This window comes from Bacillus sp. BK450 (assembly GCF_004364885.1).
GTDB lineage: Bacteria > Bacillota > Bacilli > Bacillales > Bacillaceae > Bacillus > Bacillus safensis.
On record NZ_SOBQ01000001.1, the window covers coordinates 521385 to 538118 of the forward strand.

Sequence of the window (16734 nt, forward strand, 5' to 3'; positions counted from 1 at the left end):
GTTACTGCTCTCCTTCTTGTTTCTGCTGCCTAAGTGGCAGCGTGAGATGGAAGACGGTTCCTACGCCTTCCTCACTTTCTACCTCAATGGTTCCTTGATGCTCTTCAATAATTTTATAACTAACCATTAAGCCAAGTCCAGTTCCTCTTTCTTTCGTTGTATAAAAAGGCTCACCTAGACGCTTTAGCTTATCCTCTGCCATTCCGCAGCCTTCATCACGCAGTGAAATGACAATATGCTCCTCGCCCTTCCGCTGAATGCTCACATAGACATTTCCTTTGCGCGGCATGACTTCAATTGCATTTTTTAAAATGTTAATAAAGACCTGCTTTAATTGGTTTTGTTCACAATAAATGAGCGGAATCTCATCCAGCACATTGAGATGCATTTGAACATTGCCAAGATTCGCCTGTGCGTGCAGAAGATCCATCGTGTCTTTCACAATCTGCACCACATTTTTTTCTTCATATACAATGGCTTGCGGTTTCGCTAAAATCAAAAATTCGGTGATGATGGATTCAATTCTTTTCAGCTCTGATGTGATGACATTGAAATAGAGCGAATACTCCCCTTCTATATTTCCTTTTAACAGCTGAATGAAGCCTTTTAAGGCTGTCATCGGGTTTCTAATTTCATGAGCAATTCCAGCGGCAAGCTCTCCGACCACATGAAGGGTATCTGATTTTCTCACCCGCTCTTCTAATTCCTTCCGCTCTGTCACATCTCTAAAGATCGCCAAATTCATATTATGGATAATGTTGCGTTTAAAAGAGAATTCCAGGATACGCTGATCTGGATGATTCAGTACAAACGGAACCTCATTATCCATTTCATCTAATGACATCGCCTCGGCAGGCTGAGCCAAATTTTCTATTTGATAAGGGGCAAGGATGTGGAAAAGATTCATTTCTGTTAAATGATCGTCCTTCAATTGAAGCAGCTCGCTGGCAGATGGATTGACTTCAATGATTCGGTATTGATTATCAAAAAGAACAATGCCGTCCATTGATCCATTAAATACTTTGCGGAATTTAAGCTCACTTTCGCGCAGCTCCTGCTCCATTCTTTTTCGATCACTTACATTACGTAAAATGGTTAAGTGCTGTCCTTCTAATACCGCATGCTTTGATGTAAACTCAAGCTCTTTATACTGTCCATTTGCCATTTTGAACAATAGCTCTTCCCTTATTTCATGATTCCGGATATAGCGTCTTCTTGTTGGTCTATATCTCTTATCAGATTTGACGAGAAAGTCGGTAAGTTTTTTGCCAATCAGCGAGTGCATAGGTAATTCAAAAATTCGGCAGGCTGATTCATTGGCTTTCACAATCTCTCCATCGTCCGCCCATATGATGATGGCATCCATTGCATTTTCGAAAATTTCTCTAAAACGTTCTTCACTTTTTAACAGCTTCTCTTCCATCAGTCTTTTTTCTGTAATATCCCGCATGATGGACATATAAAAACCACTCATCACATTTGATGTGATGGTGAGTTCAAATAGTTTTTGCTGGCCAGATTGAAGGGTAACAGGAAGCTCCCCTTTTGCTTTCCCTGTTTCTTTAAGTGACGTTAAAAGATGCTGCAAGGCGGGAAGATTTTCTTCTTCGACAAATTCATGTAAATAGCGATCGGTTAAATCAGTCTTTTGCAGCTCAAAGCTCTGACAAAAAGAATGATTCGCATCAATCATACAGCCATCCTGATCAAAAATGACCATCCCGTCAATAGCTCGGTCAAACAAATCTTTGAACAGCTGCTCATTCATGGAGCGTTCTCGTTCTAATATTTTCTTTGATGAAATATCTCGCATGACCACTATATACTGCTGATTCATGGTGTCGTGCTCTGCGACAAATTCAATGTATTTTGTTTCGCCATTTTCCAGCTGAATAGAGATTTCTCTTTTTAACGTACCTTTTCGAAAAAATAGATCGAGTGAGCATTCCACTTTATCTTTCGGAATGCCGTATAGGAAATCTAGAACGGATTTATTGAGGAGGTCTTCTTTCGGTGTCTGGACAAGCCTGCATGTTGCTTCGTTGGCTTGGATGATGTTGAGGTGCTGATCAAATATAAAAATGGCATCGAGCGTCTTATTTAACAGCATTTTTTGCTGCATCAACTCAGTTCGCAAATATTCGTTCTCTTTTTCTAATTTTCTGATATCTCCCGCAGGGGTTAACCTATTGCCATCGAGCGTTTCAGTCATTCTCTTACACTCCTTTTCCAGCCTCATTCCTCTACAATATTTCTACAATATTTTCATTGTTCCTTCATTCGACTCATAAAAAAAGATAACTTTTTACACGAAGACTGTCTCATTTATTTCATTTGGATGACAGGATTGTATAACGATTCACTTTTCTTACGCTTCTTTTACAACCGTTCTACAATTTCACATCAAATAGCGAATTAAGCCAAAATGTATTTTAGAATGAGGCAAATAAGGGAACAGTGCACTTAGAACATTTATGTTCGAAAACGAGCAGGAAAGGTGATGTTATGGCATCTTCACGAGATAGTTATTTTGATAATGCGAAATTCCTTCTGATTTTTCTAGTTGTTTTTGGTCATTTGTTACGATCATTCATTCATGATAATGACTGGATGCTCTATTTATACAAGTTTATTTATACCTTTCACATGCCCGCCTTTATTTTAGTTTCTGGCTTTTTTGCAAAAGGGTTTAGAAAACCGGGCTTTATGAAAAAAGTCGCCGTTAAGCTGATCATCCCATATTTAATCTTTCAGGTGATCTATTCGGTTTACTATTATCTATTACAGGATCAAAGCATGGCCAATTTAAATCCAATTGATCCGCAATGGTCCTTATGGTTTTTAATTAGTTTATTCTTTTGGAACTTGCTGCTTATTCCTTTTTCAAAACTGCCGTTCCACTGGGCGATGATTGTCAGTTTATCGATTGCATTACTTGTCGGTTATGTGGACAGCATCAGCGATACACTCAGCTTATCACGTACGTTTGTCTTTTTGCCTATGTTTTTAGCTGGATTCTATTTAAAAAAGCAGCATTTTGAATTCATCCGTACAAGCAAAGGAAAGCTTGCAGCACTTTTTGTATTAATGGCTGTGTTTCTGTTTTGCTACTTCTATGAATTTGATTATTCCTTCTTATTTGGCTCAAAGTCGTATGCTTCTCTTGGAGATGAAGGAATGATTGCGGCGATGAAACGAATGGCATGGTATTTGCTTGCATTTGGCGCTACATTCAGCTTCTTTGCATTAGTTCCAACACGCCGTTTCTTCTTTACAAAATGGGGAACAAGAACGTTATATGTTTATTTATTACATGGCTTTGTGATCAAGTTGCTAAGAACCACTTGGTTTGATGACTGGGCGCTAAATGCAGCAAGTGTACTCATTTTATTGCTGCTGACCATTTTGTTAACCTTTACCTTGTCTAGCACTTTTGTCAAAACCGTTGCACAGCCAGTGATTGAGCTTAAAATGAACAACTTCATGCGAACGATCACTGGCAGGCAGGGGAGTTATATCAAATAAAAAACGATCCTTAATGGATCGTTTTTTCTATTTCTTATTCTGCTGACATGCAGCATCTTTCTTTGGCTTCACCAATGTATCAATCCATTTGCTGCTGTTAATATCTCCAAGCTCACTGCCAAATTCCTCTTCTAAAATATCTGGGTCCATTGGCTTTTTATGGTCCTTCATTTCTTTGCTCTTCATATGCTTCTTAGTCACGAGATGCTCCCCCTTGTTTTCCTTTATGAGAATTTCGGTTTGCCTGACGATCTCTTGATTGTTCATCAAATTGAGTTTGTCCTTGATCATGTGCCATGCTTTCTGTCGGCGTCATATTATTTGTTAATGCTTCATTTTTCGCTGCTTTTCTTTTCATCTGCATTCAGTCCTTTTTTGACATGTTTAGTTCTTCTCTTAATTGGTCAAGGAGTTCTTTCATTTGCTTGACCGTCACTGGCTTTTCCTCAGGTTTTAACTCATAGCCAATTTGTCCATTGGCTTCTAGCGTGGCTTTTTTGAGACAGCTGATGTCAGTGATGCCTTGCTGCTTTAAACGCATTTTAAATTGATCCCTTGTGAGCCTTGTTTTCTTCAGCTTATGATCAAGCATTTCGCCATCTTGTAAAATCACGACCGATTTTCCTGAAAGTAATTTTTCAAAAAAATCCGATTGAATCGACAGCTTTTCCATAATGACAAGTGCCACAATAAAGATGGTAGCTGCATAAATGGTTTCAAGTAAATTATGCTCAATAAAGGGTTGGATAATAATCGATCCGATTGAAATCATGATGACTGTTTGTTGTACAGTTAATTGACTAATGGATTTAGGCCCTGCTATTCTCAGCAGCAAGGTACCAACTAGCAGCATGACAATTGCTTTCCATAATACATCAAGCACGTCTCGTTCACCTCTTACCTATAGATTGCGAACATCCCATATGATTTAGCCAGTTAGATAATGGAAATAAAAAAACAGCATTCAAATGGAATGCTGTTTAACCAATAATGACGCGCTCTTTCGGATAATGATAATTTGCTTCGCTTTCTCTTCGGCCGATTAAATATAAAAAGCTTGGAATGCCGATCCGGCCAATAAACATGACCACCATGATGATACATTTACCAAACACAGTGAGATCTGAGGTGATCCCAAGCGACAGCCCCGTTGTTCCGAAAGCAGAGCAAACTTCAAATAAATTTTCAAGAAGTGTATTATGCTCTGTTAAGGATAACAGGAACGTAGCGCCAAAAACCAAAATAAAGGCCATCATGGTCACCATAAGGGATTTATTAATATCCGCTTGATGAAGCTCCCTCTTGAAGATTTTTATGGACTTATTTCCCCTAGCATAATGAAACAATGCGAGTAAATTAAGGGCAAACGTAGTTGTCCGAATTCCGCCCCCCACAGAGCTTGGGGAAGCCCCGATAAACATGAGCATACATAAAAATAAAAGCGTCGGTTCCGTCAGCTGCGTAATATCTAACGTTGTCAGCCCCCCGCTTCTTGTTGCAGTCGATTGAAACAAAGAATAAAACAAAATTTCGTGCCAGCTTTTCCCTACAAAGCTAAACCCGGCTTCAAGTGCATAGATTCCAATCGCTCCAACAACGACAAGGCCGCCAAACGTGAGCGTGGTGATTTTTGTAAACAATGAGAACGATGCGTGCTTACGGTCCTGATTGAACAAATAATCCTTTACTTCCACGAGCACAGGAAAACCAATCGCTCCAAAGATGATCAGCAGCATCGTAATAAACTGGACGAAATAATCATCTTTGTAAGGGATAAGAGAACTCCCTGTAATATCGAAGCCACCATTGGTTGTCGCACTAATACTCGAGAAGAAGCCATGTAAGAAAGCTCCTTGCACATCGTAATATTTGAGAAAATACATGCTTAAAATCAGCCCGCCGACAAACTCAATCAGCAAAATTAAATATAAAACCTGCTTCATTAGTTTCACAATTCCTGATAAATTGCTTTGATTTTGATCTGCCATGATGAGCTTTCTTTCTTTAATTCCAATTCTTTTTCGCATGACAAGCCATACGAAGGTACCGAGCGTCATAATGCCGATGCCTCCAATTTGCAGAACAAACGCAAGGATCCACATCCCTGTCACACTAAATGTTTGTGAGGTGTCGACAACAGTCAGTCCTGTAACACTTACCGCACTCACCGCTGTAAATAAGGCATCAATGAATGTCCATTTGACTCCCTCTTGATGAGCCACTGGAAGGCTGAGAAGAATAAACGATACGGTCACAGCAAGAAAATAATAAAGGGCAATCAACTGAAACGCTGACAGCCGGTCAATTAGCTTTTTTATAGGATTCATTGTCATTCCTTCTTTTATCTATCTTTTCGAATACCTTTATCATTTTAATGAAAAGAGACATGATTTTAAAGCTATTTTATGCTTTATTTTCTTTTTCATCAAAAAGAAAAAGACATCCTGTAAAAGAATGTCTTTTCCTCTTTCTTATTTTGCTTCTAGTCTTCTGATTCTTTCGTTTAAATCAGGGTGTGTTGAGAAAAGAGAAGCTTTTCGTTTACCGCTGATTTTCAGCGTAGCGACTGCTGTTTGATCATCATCTTTGATTCTTGACGTGTACGCCTCAAGTGAACGAAGCGCATGAATCATTTTATCTTTACCTGCAAGGTCGGCTCCGCCGCGGTCTGCATGGAATTCACGGTGTCTAGAATATGCAAACACGACAAGGCTTCCTAGGATAGAGAAAATGATTTGAAAGACAATCACAGCGATAAAGTGAACAATCGGCACAAGCTCTTCACGTGAAACAAAACGGCTTGCGATCCATGCCGCAATTCTTGAAAGGAACACAACGAACGTGTTGACGATTCCTTGAAGCAGCGTCATCGTCACCATATCACCATTCGCAACGTGAGCGACTTCGTGGGCGATGACACCTTCAACTGCTGCATCATCCATTTCATGAAGCAATCCAGTTGATACCGCAACAAGTGATCTTCTCTTAGAAGGACCCGTTGCAAATGCATTGACTTCAGATGATTGATAAATACCAACCTCAGGCATTTTAGAAAGGCCTGCTGCTCTTGAAAGTCTGTGCACGCGGTCAACAAGCTGCTGCTCATCATATGTTAATGAATCCTTTTCTGGATTTAACACGCGTACACCCATCATCATTTTTGCCATCCAGCGAGACATTGCAAGTGACATAAACGAGCCAACAAAACCGACAACTGCACTGAATACAAGAAGATAAAGGATATTAAGTCTTCCGTCTGCTCCTATATAAGAACCAACACCAGTTGCTGCACTAATAACCGACAGTACAATACCAATCGTAGTGATAACAAGAATGTTCGTTAATATAAACAGAAATATTCTCTTACCCATACAAAACCTCCGCTGTCATATTAAGTTCAAATGAACTTATTAATAAAATTATAAAAATAAACGTCTCAAATTGCAAGGAAAAAGGAATCACTTTCTCTGTTTATCATAACGGCTAAAGCCCCATCACATCAATATTTACGACATTTGCCCCAGCAGAAAAGTGAACAAATTGTGACGCACAGGTTTGATTTTGAGTTTATTTTGCATTTTCATCAAAAAGAGACTATGATGTTGAATTAGATCAATAATCACGTTTTGACGTACAAATGAGGTGGAACATGGTTACTTTTAAATTAACGAGAATTGACATGACAAGACTTCTATATTCTCTAAAAGGAGAGGGAGATCTGACTCCGCTTCAGCTTTTGAAACTATCTGTAAAAAATGGCAAGGGTCATGACTATGATGAATTAAAGATCCCGTCTTTTTTTGAGAAGCTTGAACGGCGGAAGCAAAAATCAGAGCATGGTCTTTCTACAAATGAAATTGTTGAGCTTGGCAACCTGTGTGAGCTGACTTCTCTTAAATCGACGGCGATTCAAAATTGGATCAAACGTGATATTAAAGATATGATTGGCCATCCAGAGCTTGGCAAAAAATACTCTATTGATCAGGTCGTTATTTTATTAATTGTCAGGGATTTAAAATCAGTTTTTGACTTCGATAGCATTCGTATGATCTTATCTGCCTTATTTAACACCATCACAGATCGAACAGATGATATTATTAGTCCAATCCGTTTTTATGAAGCATATGCGCACGTCCTTGATTTTATTTATCACCATACACAATTTCCATTAAAGGAAACAAATTTACGAGAAATAACTGAGGAGCAGACAGATAAGCTCCATGACGAGTTTACAGAATTGACGAAGAGCCAATGGCATTTGATTAAAGGAATTATCAGTTCTACCGTCTTCTCTGTATTTACTTCTCATTTGCAAAGTACAGCTCAAGAAATGATGTATAATACGCTGCATCTGAATAAGGGATAAATAAGAACCGAGGTGACCTTCATCATCTCGGTTTTTTTGTACAGCAATTGCCAGCATAATTGCACGCCGTTTTTTTCAAAATAAGAAGGCGCAACAAACATGAGGTGAAAGGAGGAATATGACATGGCAAATCGAAATCAACTTCTTGTTCCTGGAGTAGAACAAGCTTTAGATCAATTTAAATACGAGATCGCGCAAGAATTTGGCGTCACTCTCGGTTCAGATACAGTCTCACGTGCAAACGGTTCTGTTGGCGGTGAAATCACAAAAAGACTCGTTCAACAGGCTCAATCACAAATGGGCAATCAATCTAAATAAAGACATGGTGAAATACGCCGGAGCTATTCTGGCGTTTTTTATTGTTCATATGTGTGCTCATGCCGGTTTTCGCGATAAGGAAACGGTGCACCTTTCCCTTTTTGCTTCACATGTTCTCTTTTTTGTTCAGCGGATGGATTGTTCTGATCCCTGCCGTTTTTTTTTGCATGTTTTTCTGCATCACCACGTGATGTGCCGTTCCAGTGTCTTCTTTCATCAGGATCAGTTGATTGATTTTTTTTTTGCTCTTTATCGAAAGAATGATCCTTTTCTTCCTTTAAGTTGTTGTCTTTGCTTTCATCATCAGGTTTTTGAGGCTTTTGAACAGATCCTTGCTCTTCCCTCTCTGCCTCCTTCTGCTCTTTGTCCTCAGCTTCAGGAGCCTCTTGATCTGGCTGCATCTCTTCGCTATCGTCTGTCTTTACGTCTTCTTGTTTGTCTTTATCTGCTTGTTCTTCATCATGTTTCTTAGGATCTTCTTCCTTCACAGCATCGTTATCTGCTCCGTCTTCATCCTTTTTGATGTCTTCATGTTCTTTATCTTGCATTTCTTGATTTCTAATATATGTTCCTGTTGAAATGCCTGCCTTTTGAGCTTTTTCTCTTGTTTCCATGTCACTTTCCACAGTTTCCAGCTTATAATTGCGTTTTTGATATTCACCAGAAATGGTGTTAATTTTGCTTTTTACGTTTGTTTTATATGTATTGTCCTGCTTGTTTTCATAAACGGTTGAAATATAAATACTTTTAGAATTGTTCACATATCCTTTTTTGTCACAGTCATCTATAATTTCCTGCACGACTTTGGTCATGTCGTTTTTTTCTAAATCCTTCATACTCGCCAGTACTTGCTTTGCATCTTTATTCAGCGGTGTGACACCGATCACTTGATAATTATGATCAAGCTTCAGCTCAAAGCTTGGATTAATATCAATTGTCATATACGCATATGCTTTTTGACTTGAGAAAGATGGCATCATAGTAAAAATTACGACAATAATCGCTGCTATCGATAGGATTCCTGCATTTAACGGACGTAAACGAAGCAGGTCAAAAAAACCGGCTCTTTTTCTTTCGAGACGTGATTCATTCGGAAATGTCACTTCTTGGCCGATTTCATAGTTTTGCTCTTCATATTTTGTCCGCAGAAATTGTCCATCAGGGGTCAGCAGCGTGACATATTTTTTGTTTTTCTCTACTATAATGCCTCTTCTCATGAATTAAGCACCCCTTTAAGGTAATCTTTCAAATACACATAATCACCTGTCATAATGATCGCCATCGCAATGATATATTTTCTATTTCTCTCAATCGTTTTGCGGCTGACTTCCACTAGCTTTTCCAGCTGTTTGACGGGCAATTGTTTTTTCTGAAATAAAATGGTTCTCAGCTCATCGTGTTCAACGAGTGTATGGGCTACTTTAATGGCATTTTGCCTGGCATCTGCATGCTTTGGTGAATGCTCAAGCAGCTCTTGAAACGTGAGACCGTATACTTTCAATCGTTCTTTAAAATGTTCAATCTCTTCTCTTCTATGTTCTTGTTCAATTAAACGCCTATATTCATTTGCAGAGAGCTCGGCTTCAATCATGCTTTGAGAGTATTCGCCGTTCTCACTTTCTTGCAGGTCCATTTGAACCGTTGGCGCATTTCTTGCTTCTTTTCGAATATAGTCAATCACTTTTCTTTTAATAATTAATTCTGCGAAAGCAATCAGTGAGTTTCCTTTTTCGGCAGAGTATTTTTCTATCGCTTCATTAAAGGCGATTAAGCCTATGCTGAATTCATCATCTTTTTCATCTATATATCGTTTACAAACGGATGAAACCGTCTTAGCGACAAATGGTTTGTATTGCTCTATTAATGCATTTTGCAGTTCGATATCACCTTGTTGAATACTGATAGCCGACTGCTCTAATGTTTGCTTTTTCTTTCCTTTTTTAAACAAAAGGCTAAGCAATGGTTTCACCTCAGTTCTCCCTATATTACTCATTTATGATAGCTAATTTATGAGGGAAGCGCAAAGGAAGAAATGAGGAATTCATTTCCTGTTACTCAATTATGACATGTATGTCACCATCTACTTTACAATGTTTCGTCTAAAAGCAAAGAAATAAGGGGGTATCTCCCCCTTATTTGTAATATACGTGTTATGAAAATGAAATGATATTTCTTTCAAAAAACCTACTCTCCCAGGCGTGCCTCTTGCTTCTCCTCGTTTTCCTGCCCGCCTTTTCTTGATGGACTTGATAAAAACCAGCCAAATGCTGCAATTGCGAGAAGCACTGTCCAGAAAATGACTTTCCATAATGCTGAATGAATAAAATGAGACGATACGACCCCAATAGCTGGATGTGACAGTGTATAAAGCGTGAGCTTCACACCCACCCATCCGACAATGACAAATGCTGCTGTTTCTAGGCTCGGTCTTGTTTTGAGCAGTTTCACAAAGACCGTTGCTGCAAATCGCATAATAACAAGACCAATGATACCGCCTAAAAGAATGACAATAAATTGACCGCCATCGAGTCCACCGATTTGCGGAAGACTTGTTTTTGGCAGTGTCACAGCTAAAGCGACGGCCGCTAAAATGGAATCTACAGCAAAAGCAATGTCAGCAAGCTCTACTTTCACGACTGTTGCCCAGAAGCCGCTTTGTTTCACATTTGTTTCAGTTTCCTTTTTCTTAAATACGTGCGATTTTAAAATATGGTGAATGGAAATATAAAGAAGATAAATTGCACCAATGGCTTGAACTTGCCACACATCCACTAAAAACGAAATAAGAAACAGAGAACCAAACCGCATGACAAACGCACCTGCAAGTCCGTAAAACAATGCCTTTTTTCTTTGTTTTTCAGGAAGGTGTTTGACCATCACGGCCATGACCAGCGCGTTATCAGCTGCTAAAATCCCTTCTAATCCAATCAGTACGAGCAGAACCCACCCGTACTCTAAAATAATAGCTGCATCCATCATCATTCCTCCTTGTTTTTATCTATTGTCCCACAACAGACAAAGGCTTATGAATGCAAAAAAGACCTTTGCCTGTAATGGCAAAGGTCTTGCTAGACATGTGATATGTAGAATCATGCCAACAAAGCCGATGAACATCAGTCCATGTAATGACGACTTTGTTTCCGGTAAAAACCGGACGCTACTCCCCTTTGGCGGGATTTAGAATATTTAGATTACTTATATCATAATCAATAGACACTCGATTGTCAACAGGTGACTTTCACTTCGATCCATTGATTAGGCAGTTGGCGTTTCTGTTTTTCTTTTTCTTCGTTTTAGCAATAAGTAGAGAACAAACAATAACACAACACCGATCCCAATTGGTAAAAGATAAGGATCTATCATGGCGCCAACCTCTTTCCAGTTCTCCCCAAGCATAAACCCAAGATACACATACACAAACGTAATTGGTGTAATTGCCAAAAACGTATACAGGCAAAAGACCCACACATTCATCTTGGCAATACCGCACGGGATGGAGATCAACGTTCTGACTCCTGGTATGAACCGGCCGCTGAATGCGACGAATCCGCCATGCTTTTCAAAAAAAGCATCCGATTTATCAAGCGCCTCAGGTTTTATAAAAAAGTACTTTCCATATTTATTTAAAAAGGGTCTGCCGCCGTAACGTCCTAACCAGTACAAGGTCAAAGGGCCAGCCACGCCGCCAATAGAGCCGGCCGCCACAACACCGATAAAAGCCATGTCCCCTTCTGAGACCCAGTAACCCGCAAGAGGCAAAACCACTTCAGCAGGTACAAATTCAATGCATAATGCGAGGAAGATGCCAAAGTATGACAAGTTCTTAAAGGCATCAGCTAAAGAAATAATAAAATCTTCGATGTTTATCAATCCCTTTCAAACATAATCATTTGACTGATTCTATCTCTTTTAGAATCACACCATATATTAAACGAATAAAACCGAAGAAACGATTCGCTTTTCGTCGTTTTTTTACATTAAATTTGATTTTACTATAAAAGAAGGGTGAAAAAAACGTTGATTATTGTATTTAAGTGAAGGAAAGGTGAACACAGAAGCCATTCGATCCGATATATTAAGTATATGTCTGTTTTAAGATACAGGAGGTTTTCTTACATGACCCATTTAACAGGAAGCTACAATGGATGGCTTGTCTTTCTGTCAATCGCTGTCGCCGCTGTTGCCTCCTACTCAGCTCTTCATATAGCCAGCAGGGTAGCACAATCAAGCGGTGCAAAGAAAAAGGTATGGCTGCTCATTGGTGCAATGATCATGGGAATGGGGATATGGTCGATGCATTTTATTGGCATGATGGCATTTCAAATGCGTGTTGGCATCACATATGATACATACTTACTGATTTTATCGATTTTGGCCTCATTTATCGGATCCTTGATCGCTTTTTCAATATGCATTCAAAAGCAGCTCTCTAGAAGACGGCTGCTCATTAGTTCAATCACCATGGGTTCAGCTATTTGCAGCATGCATTATCTTGGAATGGAATCAATGGCCAATGTCTCAATCAGCTATGATCCAGTCCTCTTTTTTCTTTCGTTTTTCATTGCTGCCATTACCTCCTACTTCTCATTGAAACTCTTCTTTCGTGTTGACCGCACGAAAAGTAAACGGGAGAATTATCTTTTAAAGGGTCTTGGTTCAATGTTGATGGGCGGTGCTATAGCAGGTATGCATTATACTGGTATGGCTGCCTCTACCATGTTTTATCATTCAAATGGACAGGCTGCTATAGGTGGATCTCTTGAAATGTCGCCATTCAGTCTGTCGATTTTTGTCGGCTTAATGACACTTATAGTCCAAACACTGATGATTTTTGGTGCCTATATTGATCACCGGATCATGACGCAGTCAGATCAGCTGAAAGAAAATGAACAGCGGTTTCAATCGCTTATCAAACATAATATAGACGGCATTATCGTGTTATCTGTCGATCGAAAGGTTCTTTCTGCAAATGACTCTGGTAAACAAATCTTAGAGTTGTGCAATTCTAAGATTGGTGATGATGTCAGCCAATATGTGATGCCGACTGAGTTGTGGGAAGAATTTATTTCTCAGTCAAAAAAAGCTATCACACGCGAAGCAGAACTGAAAGCAGCAGATCGTTTTTATTATTATCATGTCACTTACATACCTGTTCATGTGAACAATTCACTCGACAGCATTTATCTTGTTTTAAAAGATTTAACGCAGCAGCGGATTGCAGAAAAAGAAATTCATGTGATGGCACATTATGATGCACTAACAGAGCTTCCTAACCGCCGCCACGGCATCAATCATTTAAATGATGTTCTCTCCGCTCAAGAAAAGTCAAAAACATCAACAGCGGTTCTGTTTCTTGACTTAAATCGTTTTAAAATTATTAATGATGCACTTGGGCATAACATCGGAGATTTACTGCTGAAAGCTGCCGCAAATAGACTGACACAATGTTTACCGGACAATGGCTTTATCGCAAGACTTGGCGGTGATGAATTTTTAATGATCTTTCCCCACATGGATCATGATACACATAAAGTCGAACAATTTTCTAAAAATATCATCCATCAATTTGAACGTCCTTTTTTCATCCAGAACCATCAGCTCATTACATCGATCAGCATTGGGATCGCCATCTCTCCGCAAAATGGCAAAGACGGGATGGAGCTGATGAGAAAAGCCGATATGGCCATGTATTTATCCAAAAAACATAAGCAAAGCCGTTATGAGTTCTTTACCGAATCCATGGAAAGATTAAGTGAGGACAGGTTAAACCGGGAGCTGGAGCTGAGGGATGCCATTCAAAGAGAGCAATTTGTCCTTCACTACCAGCCGCAAGTCAGTGCCAAAACAAGAAAGATGACTGGGGTTGAAGCCCTTTTGAGAATGAAGGCACCAGATGGTTCCTTAAAATCACCTGAGGCTTTTATTGAGCTGGCAGAGGAATCAGGTCTGATCATTGATATTGGCAGATGGGTCATTGATACGGCTGGCAAGCAGGCAAAAAGGTGGTATGACGATGGGCTGAAGATTCCTGTGGCTGTCAATTTATCTGCGAAACAATTCAATTCTGAAGACTTAATTGATTTGATCAAGCTCACACTGAAAAAATACGACCTGAAACCGTCACTCTTGGAGCTTGAAGTCACAGAAAGTATGACAATGGACAATATCAAGCAATCAAAACAGGTGTTAACGTCGCTAAAACAGCTTGGCGTCCGCATTAGTATTGATGATTTCGGTACAGGCCACAGCTCATTAAGCTATTTAAAGGATTTACCGATTCATCGACTGAAAATTGATAAATCCTTTATTGAGGATATTTTAAGTGATTCAAAGTCTGAACAGATTACAGGGGCTATTATAGCGATGGGACACCAGTTATCTCTCGAAGTGATAGCAGAAGGTGTTGAAACGTTTGCACAGGCTCAGCTATTATCTGCCCAGGGCTGTGACGACCTGCAGGGGTTTTATTATGCCAAACCGCTGCCAGCAAGCGATATTGAAAAATTCATCGCCTATCCGGCGCTGCTTGACACATAAAAAAGGTGCCAATGATGGCACCTTCCAGCGTGCAGACAAACCCTCGCATTCGGTGTCAGTCCTGCGTGCCGGTGCTCACGAATGCTCAATTCGCTCCGCTCCGGTACTCGTCCTTCCTAGACTTCAAAGGTTTTCTGTCACGCTGAGCTGAGAAGAAGACAAAGGGCTAAAATAAAGATCACTTTAGCCCTTTGTCAACAATTTAAAAGGTGCCAATGATGGCACCTTTTCGTTTTATCTAAATAATAAATGCTGACTGTGAATACCTGCTTTTTTCAATAGACTAATCAATTGCTCTTGCTCTTCACGCGTCAGACCAGAGAATGCACGCGCAATTCGAAGAGAGTGGATCGGATAAATCTTGTCAAGATAGCTTCGCCCTTTTTCCGTTAAATGGGCATAAACCGACCGTTTATCCTTGGGGTCCTGTTCTCTTTCAATGAAACCATTTCGTTCTAATTTGTCAATTACGTACGTCACATTCCCGCTGACTAGCAGGAGTCTTGAGCCGATTTGCTGAAGCTTTTGAGCACCTCTTGTGTACAGTAATTCAAGAACGGCAAATTCAGTTGGATTGAATCCATGCTCTTTGCTGTCTCTAATACTGTGTTCTGAAACGCTTTTAAATGCTCTTGCAAAAACCTTGTAAAGCGTCATTGAGCGTTCTACTTCTTCTTCATTAAACGATAGTCTCATCACATATCTACCTCTTATAATATTTTTTTAACTTCAAGGCTGTCTTGCGGTGCAGTTGGAGCCTTTCGTAAAAAATAGAAGTACGTTTTTGAAAACCCTTTCAACCACATAAGTGACTCCATTCGTGTTATGTATAAGGTTTCGATATAAACTTTTAAAATCCTTCTTATTTTTCACAATCATCTCGAAAAAAAGCTTTTTCAGCAAACCATCAAGATACGACACACTTTAACAAAATCTGTAAAGAATCTATGGTTTCTTGCACTTCATTCGCCAAATTTCTACAAAATTCAATATTGCTATAATATTAAACACAAAAAAAGAACCCTTTATGTGACATACGCACATTTCAAGGGATTTTTACAAACAGCGCTCTGTTTTGTTGAAAAAGAAATGATACTCTTTTTTTAGGTCACTAATTGTCATGTTCTTGGCCGCATCAGGGCTGTAAACCCCTAATGAACATAGCTGCTTCGTATAATAATGTCTTTCCTTTGCTAAAGCTTCTTTTAATATACGCCGCACCGATTACCCCTCCTATCAAGTGATTTGGATCGGGTGCTTATGAAGACTTCTTATACAAATCATTTTGCATGGCTCTTAGAAGCGCATGTGCATTCTGACCTGCAGCCTGCATGAATTGCTCGAGCAATTCATCCCTCTTCACATCTAATGCGATGATTTCTTTTGCCATACGAATGATCTGTGCTTGCTCCATCATATGCTCCTCCTCCTATGTCAATTCACCATGATTATATGCCGCCGTAAGATGTATTGCACACTCTCTGTAATCTTTCCTTCCATGGTTTTTTCATTTTTTTTCGTTTTTGTGTTATATTTTCTAACAAACGATAGGTTTTTTCACTTCTCGTTCTATATAATATGAAGAAAAAACTTGCAGGGGTGAGTATATGACGCAGGAAGATGTATCTTATAAAGATAAAAAAGTCATTTCAATCGGGATTGTCAGTGAGCTAACAGGGCTTTCCGTCAGGCAAATCCGATATTATGAGGAACGTAAACTCATTTACCCCCAGCGCTCAACAAGAGGCACTCGGAAATATTCTTTTGCAGATGTTGAACGTTTGATGGACATCGCCAATAAACGGGAAGACGGTGTGCAGACAGCTGAAATTTTAAAAGACATGAAGAAAAAAGAACAAGCGCTAAAAAGCGGACAATTTAAGAAAAAAATGCTGGAAGGCCAGATTAACGCACACTTTCGGTATAAAAATCGTTAAACAAAAAAAGAATCGCTTACTCTTTAAAATCAAAACTTTGTTCGTATTGAT

Annotated in this window: 18 protein-coding genes and 1 riboswitch; of the genes, 5 read left to right on the plus strand and 13 right to left on the minus strand. The window is 39.4% G+C overall.

From position 1 onward, the window contains the following. Window position 1: 1 nt before the first annotated feature. Complete coding sequence (locus EV579_RS02650; RefSeq protein ID WP_024424668.1) at window positions 2-2212, minus strand: PAS domain-containing sensor histidine kinase; 2211 nt, start codon at window positions 2210-2212, stop codon at window positions 2-4. Window positions 2213-2505: 293 nt separating this feature from the next. Between EV579_RS02650 and EV579_RS02655 the strand changes: the two genes are divergently transcribed. Further along, a complete protein-coding gene (locus tag EV579_RS02655; protein WP_024424667.1) occupies window positions 2506-3525 on the plus strand; it encodes an acyltransferase family protein in 1020 nt (339 codons plus the stop codon). A gap of 27 nt (window positions 3526-3552) precedes the next feature. Here EV579_RS02655 and EV579_RS18910 read toward each other — a convergent pair whose 3' ends face one another. From EV579_RS18910 to htpX, 5 genes are all read right to left on the minus strand, one after another. Continuing rightward, the gene (locus tag EV579_RS18910) at window positions 3553-3726 is read right to left on the minus strand and encodes a hypothetical protein (RefSeq protein WP_166644678.1); all 174 of its coding nucleotides are present in this window, start codon (window positions 3724-3726) and stop codon (window positions 3553-3555) included. Then, a complete protein-coding gene (locus tag EV579_RS18915) occupies window positions 3719-3883 on the minus strand; it encodes a hypothetical protein (RefSeq protein WP_087975542.1) in 165 nt (54 codons plus the stop codon). Before EV579_RS18915 ends, EV579_RS18910 begins: the two co-directional genes overlap by 8 nt. 6 nt (window positions 3884-3889) lie before the next feature. Then, window positions 3890-4408 (minus strand): DUF421 domain-containing protein, encoded by a 519-nt coding sequence (locus EV579_RS02660; protein ID WP_047202745.1) that lies wholly within the window; start codon window positions 4406-4408, stop codon window positions 3890-3892. 97 nt (window positions 4409-4505) lie between these two features. Next, window positions 4506-5852 (minus strand): TrkH family potassium uptake protein, encoded by a 1347-nt coding sequence (locus EV579_RS02665; protein ID WP_080696318.1) that lies wholly within the window; start codon window positions 5850-5852, stop codon window positions 4506-4508. A 144-nt stretch (window positions 5853-5996) separates the two neighbouring features. Next, entirely contained in the window at window positions 5997-6896 is a 900-nt protein-coding gene (gene htpX, locus EV579_RS02670) for a protease HtpX (protein WP_024424664.1), read from the minus strand. Between the two features lie 278 nt (window positions 6897-7174). Here htpX and EV579_RS02675 point away from each other — a divergent pair, with 278 nt between their 5' ends. Further along, window positions 7175-7891, plus strand: coding sequence for a DUF1836 domain-containing protein (locus EV579_RS02675; protein WP_122631247.1), 717 nt, complete (start codon window positions 7175-7177; stop codon window positions 7889-7891). Window positions 7892-8014: 123 nt separating this feature from the next. After that, window positions 8015-8209 carry an alpha/beta-type small acid-soluble spore protein gene (locus tag EV579_RS02680; RefSeq protein WP_024424662.1) on the plus strand — a complete coding sequence of 65 codons (195 nt, stop codon included), beginning with the start codon at window positions 8015-8017 and terminating at the stop codon, window positions 8207-8209. A 38-nt stretch (window positions 8210-8247) separates the two neighbouring features. Here EV579_RS02680 and EV579_RS02685 read toward each other — a convergent pair whose 3' ends face one another. From EV579_RS02685 to EV579_RS02700, 4 genes are all read right to left on the minus strand, one after another. Further along, window positions 8248-9426 (minus strand): anti-sigma factor domain-containing protein, encoded by a 1179-nt coding sequence (locus EV579_RS02685; protein WP_133743892.1) that lies wholly within the window; start codon window positions 9424-9426, stop codon window positions 8248-8250. Next, window positions 9423-10178, minus strand: coding sequence for an RNA polymerase sigma factor SigI (gene sigI / locus EV579_RS02690; RefSeq protein ID WP_133743893.1), 756 nt, complete (start codon window positions 10176-10178; stop codon window positions 9423-9425). Before sigI ends, EV579_RS02685 begins: the two co-directional genes overlap by 4 nt. A 215-nt stretch (window positions 10179-10393) precedes the next feature. Next, on the minus strand, window positions 10394-11185 hold the full coding sequence (locus EV579_RS02695; RefSeq protein WP_025092318.1) for a TerC family protein: 792 nt from the start codon (window positions 11183-11185) through the stop codon (window positions 10394-10396). 31 nt (window positions 11186-11216) lie between these two features. Then, window positions 11217-11387, minus strand: a riboswitch (yybP-ykoY riboswitch). Window positions 11388-11464: 77 nt separating this feature from the next. Continuing rightward, window positions 11465-12079, minus strand: coding sequence for a DedA family protein (locus EV579_RS02700; protein ID WP_133743894.1), 615 nt, complete (start codon window positions 12077-12079; stop codon window positions 11465-11467). A gap of 246 nt (window positions 12080-12325) precedes the next feature. Here EV579_RS02700 and EV579_RS02705 point away from each other — a divergent pair, with 246 nt between their 5' ends. Beyond that, on the plus strand, window positions 12326-14746 hold the full coding sequence (locus EV579_RS02705; protein WP_073204937.1) for a bifunctional diguanylate cyclase/phosphodiesterase: 2421 nt from the start codon (window positions 12326-12328) through the stop codon (window positions 14744-14746). A gap of 234 nt (window positions 14747-14980) precedes the next feature. Here EV579_RS02705 and EV579_RS02710 read toward each other — a convergent pair whose 3' ends face one another. From EV579_RS02710 to EV579_RS18920, 3 genes are all read right to left on the minus strand, one after another. Further along, window positions 14981-15445, minus strand: a complete 465-nt coding sequence (locus EV579_RS02710; RefSeq protein ID WP_087975546.1) for a MarR family winged helix-turn-helix transcriptional regulator — start codon at window positions 15443-15445, stop codon at window positions 14981-14983. Window positions 15446-15802: 357 nt separating this feature from the next. Continuing rightward, window positions 15803-15967 carry a hypothetical protein gene (locus EV579_RS02715; protein ID WP_024426818.1) on the minus strand — a complete coding sequence of 55 codons (165 nt, stop codon included), beginning with the start codon at window positions 15965-15967 and terminating at the stop codon, window positions 15803-15805. A 37-nt stretch (window positions 15968-16004) separates the two neighbouring features. Next, window positions 16005-16160, minus strand: coding sequence for a hypothetical protein (locus tag EV579_RS18920; protein ID WP_087975683.1), 156 nt, complete (start codon window positions 16158-16160; stop codon window positions 16005-16007). A 193-nt stretch (window positions 16161-16353) separates the two neighbouring features. On the opposite strand from EV579_RS18920, the gene EV579_RS02720 reads away from it, so the two are divergent. Next, window positions 16354-16683, plus strand: coding sequence for a MerR family transcriptional regulator (locus EV579_RS02720; protein WP_024424656.1), 330 nt, complete (start codon window positions 16354-16356; stop codon window positions 16681-16683). The last annotated feature ends 51 nt before the right edge of the window (window positions 16684-16734 follow it).